The organism is Deltaproteobacteria bacterium (assembly GCA_005879535.1).
GTDB lineage: Bacteria > Myxococcota > Myxococcia > Myxococcales > 40CM-4-68-19 > 40CM-4-68-19.
On sequence record VBKI01000062.1, the window covers coordinates 44,985 to 52,454 of the forward strand.

5 protein-coding genes are annotated in these 7,470 nt (G+C 67.8%); 4 read left to right on the forward strand and 1 reads right to left on the reverse strand.

The window, feature by feature from the left end; all coding sequences use genetic code 11:
• Positions 1-163: 163 nt before the first annotated feature.
• Positions 164-2,620 carry an endopeptidase La gene (lon, locus tag E6J58_10950; GenBank protein ID TMB37694.1) on the forward strand — a complete coding sequence of 819 codons (2,457 nt, stop codon included), beginning with the start codon at positions 164-166 and terminating at the stop codon, positions 2,618-2,620.
• Positions 2,621-2,740: 120 nt separating this feature from the next.
• On the opposite strand, the gene E6J58_10955 is transcribed toward lon, so the two are convergent.
• Positions 2,741-3,679, reverse strand: coding sequence for a GGDEF domain-containing protein (locus E6J58_10955; GenBank protein ID TMB37695.1), 939 nt, complete (start codon positions 3,677-3,679; stop codon positions 2,741-2,743).
• On the opposite strand from E6J58_10955, the gene E6J58_10960 reads away from it, so the two are divergent.
• The 3 genes from E6J58_10960 (at position 3,661) to E6J58_10970 (ending at position 6,460) form a co-directional block, all read left to right on the forward strand.
• Positions 3,661-4,920 (forward strand): NAD(P)-dependent oxidoreductase, encoded by a 1,260-nt coding sequence (locus E6J58_10960; protein TMB37696.1) that lies wholly within the window; start codon positions 3,661-3,663, stop codon positions 4,918-4,920. The genes E6J58_10955 and E6J58_10960 overlap by 19 nt on opposite strands.
• A gap of 25 nt (positions 4,921-4,945) precedes the next feature.
• Positions 4,946-5,500 carry a hypothetical protein gene (locus E6J58_10965; protein ID TMB37697.1) on the forward strand — a complete coding sequence of 185 codons (555 nt, stop codon included), beginning with the start codon at positions 4,946-4,948 and terminating at the stop codon, positions 5,498-5,500.
• Positions 5,501-5,587: 87 nt separating this feature from the next.
• A complete protein-coding gene (locus E6J58_10970) occupies positions 5,588-6,460 on the forward strand; it encodes a serine/threonine protein kinase (GenBank protein ID TMB37698.1) in 873 nt (290 codons plus the stop codon).
• Positions 6,461-7,470 lie beyond the last annotated feature (1,010 nt).

Genomic DNA, 7,470 nt, shown 5'->3' on the forward strand with positions numbered 1-7,470 from the left:
GCCGGCAAGGTTTGGACGCCGCGGCGTGCCGTCAAGGCTGCGGCAACTTGCATGCCGCCCCGCCAACTCTGGGCTATTGTCAGGTTCTCTGCTGTGGCTACATTGCGAACTCGCCGTTAGACACGCGGAATCAAGTTTCCCAGAGAGGACGGGGAGAACAAGGATGTCCGAGAAAGGCAAAGTCGTCACCCCGGCAGCCCCGGGCCTGATCAACAAGGAGGACATCCCGGCGGTCCTCCCCATCCTGCCGCTGCGAAACAGCGTGTTCTTCCCCGGCGGAGTGCTCCCGCTGGCCGTGGGCCGGCAGAAGACCATCGCCTTGATCAAGGATGCCGTTCGCGACGACCAGGTGATCGGCGTCGTCACCCAGCGCAAGGCGGAGGAGGAAGATCCCGGCGCCGAGGACCTCCACAAGATGGGGACGGTGGCCCGGATCGTGAAATTGCTCAAGATGGGCGAGGACAACTACTCGCTCGTCGTCCAGGGCCTCGCGCGCTTCCGCGTAGTGGAGCTCGTGCAGGAGCATCCTTACCTCAAGGCGCGGATCGAGCCGGTGGACGACAAGGCGCCCATCGACGAGGTGGAGATCGAGGCGCTGGGCATCAATCTAAAGAAGCTCGCCCGCGAAGTGATCGAGATGATGCCTGAGCTCCCGGCCGCTGCCACCGAGCTCGTCGAGTCGATCACGCAGCCCGGTCACCTTGCCGATCTGATCGCCGCCAACGTCGACGTGCCCATCGAGGAGAAGCAGCAGGTATTAGAAACCGTGGATCTCAAGGAGCGGATGAAGCTCGTCTTGGAGCTCCTCAATCGGAAGCGAGAAATTCTCAAACTCAGCTCGAAGATCGACTCGCAGGTCAAGGGCGAGATGTCCAAGACCCAGCGCGAGTACTACCTTCGCCAGCAGCTCAAGGCGATCAAGGAGGAGCTGGGTGAGCTGGGCGAGGAGGAGGAGGAGCTCGACGAGCTGGGCGAGCGCCTGAAGAAGATCGGGCTTCCTCCGGAGGTGGAGAAGGTTGCCAACAAGGAGTTGAACCGGCTCAAGAGCATCCCCACCGCCAGCTCCGAGTACACCGTCGCCCGCACCTACCTGGAGTGGATCGCCGATCTGCCCTGGTCGAAGAAGACGGAGGACAATCTCGACGTCGAGAACGCCAAGGGCGTGCTGCAAAAGGACCACTACAGCCTCGAGAAGGTGAAGAAGCGCATTCTCGAGTATCTGGCGGTCCGCAAGCTGAAGAACGACATGAAGGGCCCCATCCTCTGCCTGGTCGGACCTCCCGGCGTGGGCAAGACGTCGTTGGGCCAGTCCATCGCTCGCGCCACCAACCGCAAGTTCGTGCGGCTCTCGCTGGGCGGCGTCCGCGACGAGGCCGAGATCCGCGGGCATCGCCGCACCTACGTCGGCGCGCTCCCTGGGCGGATCATCCAGTCGATGAAGAAGGCGGCCACCGTCAATCCCGTGATGATGCTCGACGAGATCGACAAGCTGGGCGCCGACTTCCGCGGCGACCCGAGCGCCGCGCTGCTCGAGGTGCTGGACCCGGAGCAGAACAACAGCTTCTCCGACCACTACCTCGACGTGCCGTACGATCTCTCGAAGATCATGTTCATCGCCACGGCGAACCAGCTCGACCCCATCCCGCCGCCGCTGCGCGACCGCATGGAGGTCATCGAGCTGCCCGGCTACACCTTCGACGAGAAAATCCACATCGCGCGCAACCACCTGATCCCGAAGCAGGTCCGGGAACACGGCCTGTCCATCGAGAACATCGAGATAGCCGACGGCGCGCTGGCGAAGCTCATTGGCGGCTACACGCGAGAGGCGGGCGTGCGCACCCTCGAGCGGACCATCGCGGACGTCTGCCGCGCCGTCGCCGTCGACGTCGCGAAGGGCTCCTCCGCGAAGCGGACCATCGAAGCCGAGGACCTGGAGATCATCCTCGGGCCGGAGAAGCACTACTCGGAGACGGCGGAGCGCACCGAGCTCCCGGGGGTGGCCACCGGACTCGCGTGGACCGCCGCCGGAGGCGACCTGCTCTTCATCGAGGCCACGCGCATGCAGGGCAAGGGCGGCATCACGCTCACCGGTCAGCTCGGCGACGTGATGAAGGAGTCATGCCAGGCGGCGCTCAGCTATACGCGGAACAGGGCGCAGAAGCTCGGCATCGACCCGCGTTTCCTGGAGAAGAACGACATCCACATCCACTTCCCGGCTGGTGCCATTCCCAAGGACGGTCCTTCGGCGGGCGTGACGATCTTCACCGCGCTGACTTCCTTGCTCACCGGGGTCCGGGTCCGTGGCGACGTGGCGATGACCGGCGAGGCAACCCTGCGCGGGCTGGTCCTGCCGGTCGGCGGCATCAAGGAGAAGGTCCTCGCAGCGCACCGGGCAGGCATCAAGCGGATCATCCTTCCCGAGCGCAACAAGAAGGACCTGATCGACGTCCCCGAGCAGGCCAAGAAGGAGATGGAGTTCATCTTCGCCCACTCGATGGACGACGTCCTGCGGTCGGCGCTGGAGGAGGATCCCTTCTTGAAGGCGGAGAAGAACCCTCCGCCACCGGAGCAACCACAGGCCGGGGAGCCGAAGCCACCGGAACCTCAAGCGCACGCCTGACACCGCCGCCTTCAGGGGCGGAAGGGCTCAGCCTCCATGATGCCATCGGCATACGGGGCGAGCTTGGGATCAATCACCTCGGAATGTTCGTCGGCACGGGGCTCCTCACCGACAGGAGCGCTAGGTTCCGCCGGCTTTCGCCGGTGGCGCTGCCGGCAGTGCTGTGCACACGCGCGCCCGACCCTCTTTCTTCGCCCGGTACATCGCCCGGTCCGCCTGCGCCATCAATTCCTCGAGCGTGTCGCATCCGTCCGCGCTCGCCACGCCGATCGAAAGCGTGGTGGCAAAGTTCTGATCCAGCACCGTGAGCGGCCGCGCCGCGACGCGACTGAGCAACCGTTCCGCCGTGGCGCGCGCTCCATCGAGATTCGTCTCCGGCATCAACGCAATGAACTCATCTCCCCCCAACCGCGCCGGCAGATCGCTCGCCCGTAGCGTCGCGCGCACCAGCGCGCCGATGTGCTGCAACACTGCATCGCCCGCCGCGTGTCCGAACGTGTCGTTGATGTTCTTGAAGCCGTCCACGTCGATCATCGCGCAGGCGAGCGCGTGGTTGTGCCTGCGGTGGCGGACCCATTCGCCGTCGGCGTGATCGAGGAACGCGCGCCGATTCAGCACGCCCGTGAGCGAATCGATCATCGCCAGCTCCCGCAGCCTCCCCGTCAGCGACGCGAGCTGCGAGACCGACTCGTGATACCTGCGGCGCAGCACGTCGACCTGATCGACCAGCTCCGAGGAAGTCGCCGACTCGCGCCCCACTGCCGCGAGGTACGGCCGCTCGACGGCGAAGAACCGGTACGTCGTGCTGATCAGCCTCTCCCGCCCGCGGTGGACGAGCTCGAGCGAGAGCGAAAACGTCGCATCGTGGTGCAGCGAGAGCGACTGGCGCAGCCGCGCCTGCGAAGCATCGTCGAGCGAGCGAAGGAAGTCCTCCCCCGCGGCCACCAGCGGAACGGCGGAGCGGAGGCCGGCGCTCGCTCTCACGACACGCATCTCCGCGTCGAGGATCACGAGGAAATCCGGCGACCTCTCGATCAGGAGTGCGTCGAGACCTTGCACGTGCGGCGGCTCCCTCTGGGTTGAGGAGTGAGCATATCGGGCCGGAGCGCGCCCGCGAAGTGTACGAATTGCAGGTCCGCCGCCCACACTGTACGTATGAATTTTTCCATCGACTCATCGGGTTGCGGCGTCGCGCGCGCCGTGACAGATCGGCGCCTGTGCGCGCAGTCCTCGTCACCGGCGCCGCCGGGCTGATCGGTTCGCACCTGTGCGAGGCATTCGCACAGGAGGGGTGGGAGGTGCGCGCGCTCGACCGCCCTGGGAGCGACTTCACCGCCGCGCGGGCGGCTGGCGCCCTCGTCGGCGAAGCGGAGTTGTCGCAGGCGGATGGGGCCCTCGCCGCGGCGGAGCTGGCGGGCAAGGTGCGGCTGATCGCGCATGCCGCGTTCCCCGCGGCAAATGACGTGCCGGTAGCGTTGGCCTCGGCGCGGGCAGCGATGGCCGCCGCGCTGCAGGCCGGCGCGCCGCTTCTGCTGCTCTCCAGCACGACGGTGTACGGCCGCCCTCGCAACCTTCCCTGCGAGGAGGGCGAGGTGAAGCTGCCCGTGGATCGCCACGGAGAGACGCGCTGGGCGGTGGAGCGGGAAGCGTTTCTCTGGCGCCGCACCCGAGGGCTGAAGCTGGTAGTGCTGCGGCCGGCGCTCACCTATGGTCCGCGGCAGCGCCGGGGCCTGGCAGTGGTTCTCGCCATCGCCGCGCTGGCCGCGAAGGCTGGACGTTCGCTCTGGGTGCCGCGGCGCGGGCCGGTGGTGCATACGGTGCACGCGCAGGACGTGGCGCAGGCGGCGCTGCTCGTCGGTGCTGAGGCGAAGGATCTCGACGGCCGCGCCTTCAACGTCGCCGACGACGCGCCGCTGCCCCTGGAGGAGCTCGCCCGCGCGGTTCTGCAGGCGGCAGGAGCGCGAGAAGCGGGCAGGCTTCCCTACTCCCCGCGCCCTGCACGGATGGGTCTGTGGTTCGCGAAGCACCTTCCCGACTGGGTCTTGTGGGGTCCGCTGAACCGGCGCATCGCCCGGGGATGGCGTCTGGCTTTCGACGGCCAGCCGCCCGTCGCTCCGCCGCGGCTGGAGCCGAGCCTGCTCGAGCAGCTCTCGGCGGATCGCTGGTACGACACGCAGCGTCTGCGCGCGCTGGGATTCGCACCCCGCTTCCCCAGCGCCGTCGACGGGCTGCAGCAGCTCGCCCTGGAGAGCAGGACGCACGGGCTCCTTCCCGCGGGGCAGCCATTGCTCGCGCCCTGATTGCGCATTCGGTACAATTCTCCCGATGACGCCCGACGAGCTGGAGCAGAAGGCCGAGAGGGCGGTGCGCCGCGGCGAGCTGCTCGTCGCGCTGGAGCACTTCGACGCGTATCTCGCCCAGCAGCCGGACGACGAGCGCATCCGCACGCGGATGGAAGCGGTGCGCGCGCTGCTCCAGCCGAGCGAGATGGTGAGTCGCAGGCGCGCGGAGCCGGAGGAAGCCGACGCAAGAGCGGCGCCGGTCAGCAGCGCCGAAGTCGGCGAGATGCACGCGAGCTCCGGCCGGTTCGCAGAGGCTGCAGAGTCATACGAGAGGGCAGTGGACGCCGATCCGCAGAACGTCCTGCTGCGCGAGCGCCTCGAAGAGCTGCGTGCGCTCGCCCATCCCCGCCGAAAGGCCGACCTCGGCGCCGGAGAGAAGCTCGAAGCCGTCTCCGCGGCCTCCGTCAGCGCGGAGCGCTCCGCCCGGGCGCACGCGGCGTCGTTCGCGCCATTGCCGGTCGCCCGCCCGCTGCCGAGGGAGCCGAAGGAAATGCTCGAGGAGCTCCTCAGTCGCGTCCGGACGGGCCGCCGCGGCTGACGAGAATGTCCCGGTTCAACCGAATGGCGCTGGTCCCCGTTTCGCTGTAGAAACGCGACACGCGCGTCACGGTTCCCGGGAGGTGTAGTGGAGCTCGGCCGGTACCGGCTCGAGGAACAGGTCGGGCAAGGCGGAATGGCCGTGGTGTGGAGGGGCTGGGACACACAGCTCCGCCGCACCGTGGCCGTGAAGGTCCTCCACGCACACCTGCATTCCCGGGAGGACATCCGCAAGCGCTTCGATCGCGAGGCGCACGCGGTGGCCCGTCTCCACCATCCCTACATCCTCGACGTCTACGATTTCTCCGGGCCTCAGGCGCAGCCGAGCTATCTCGTCACGGAGTTCATCCGGGGCCAGACCCTGCGGACGTTCGCGGACGAGCACCCCTTCGATCCTCCCGAGCTGGCCGCGGCCTGCCTCTTGCCCATCGCCGAGGCGCTGCAGCACGCGCATGCCGCCGGAGTCGTACATCGCGATCTGAAGCCCGAGAACATCATGGTCCGCGACGACGGAGTGGTGAAGCTGACCGACTTCGGGATCGCCGCGCTGCTCGACCCCGACGAGAAGTTCACCGTCACCGGGAGCATCCTCGGATCGCCGTCGCACCTGGCGCCGGAGACCATCGAGGGCCGTCCGGCGGATCCGCGCGCGGACCTGTTCTCCTTCGGAACCATCTTCTATTGGCTCTCCTGCGGGAAGCTTCCTTACCAGGGCACCTCGCCGGCCGCACTTCTCCGCAGCATCCTCGAAGCAGGCGAAGATCATCGCGCGCTGCCTCGAGAACGATCCCGCCAGGCGGTACCAGAGCGCGGCGGAAGTGAAGCTCGAGCTGGAACGCCTGCTGACCAAGGCCGGAATCGACGACCCGGTCCGCGAGCTGGCGGCGTTCGTCCGTGCACCGGAAGCCCACGCCGCGAACGTGCGGGCGCGACTGGTTGCCCGCTGCCTCGAGACCGGTGAGGAGCACCTGGCGCTCAAGCGCACCAGCGCGGCGCTGGCGGCATTCGGGCGCGCTCTCGCGCTCGATGCTTCGAATGCCCAAGCAAGAGGGCGCGTCGAGCGCATCCGGCGGCGGGAGCGTCTCTTCAAGCTGGCCCGGCGCGCCGTCGTCGCCCTGGTGGCTCTGGCTGTACTCGGCGCCGCCGGCTGGGAGTTGCGCGCAGCAATCAGGCGCGCTCGCTTCGCAGCCGCCGCAACCGCGGCTGCCGAAGCGAAGCTCGCCTCGGAACGCGTCGCGCGGGAGAAAACAGCAGCGGAAGAGCGCGCCAGGAACGACCGCCAGCAAGCGCCAAACCCCGCTCCGCCCGCCGTTCCCGCCGAGACGATGCACAAGCGTCCTCCCCCGCCGCCGCAGAAAGCGCCGGAGGTGCTGGACGTCAAGCTCCACACGCGTTACGGCGCCCAAGTCACCGTCGACGGCCGGGAGCTCGGCTACGAGACCATGTTCTCGCTCAAGCTTTCGCCCGGCCCCCACCGTGTTCTCGTGCGTCATCGCTGCTGCAAGGTCAACAGCCAGCTTCTGACGGTGACGAAAAAGCAGCCCGGCCAGATGTACAAGCTCGAGTACGGCCAAGCCTGGCCGGCGGAATTCGAGGTGCTGAATGCACCTCGCGATGCCCGGGTCGCGGTGGACACCGGCAAGGGATCGGTCGTGGTGGGAACGGCGGCGAATCCGCTGCCCTATGCCTTGATGGAAGCGCCCGCGCAGCGCGCGACCGTGACCATCGGCGATCGCAAGCTGTCCATCGAGTTGAAGGCCGGTTCGGTGAACACGCTCGACTACGCGCAGGCCACGCCCTGATGATCGCGCTCCTCGCCGTCATCCTCCTCTCGCAAGCGCAGCCGGCGCCGCCGTCGGACGAAGATACGCGCGCCGCGATCGATGCCATGAACCACGCGCGGGTCACCTTCGAGTACGGCGACTACGCTCAAGCCTCGAAGCTGCTCTCGGCGCTCCTGGAAGCGGGACG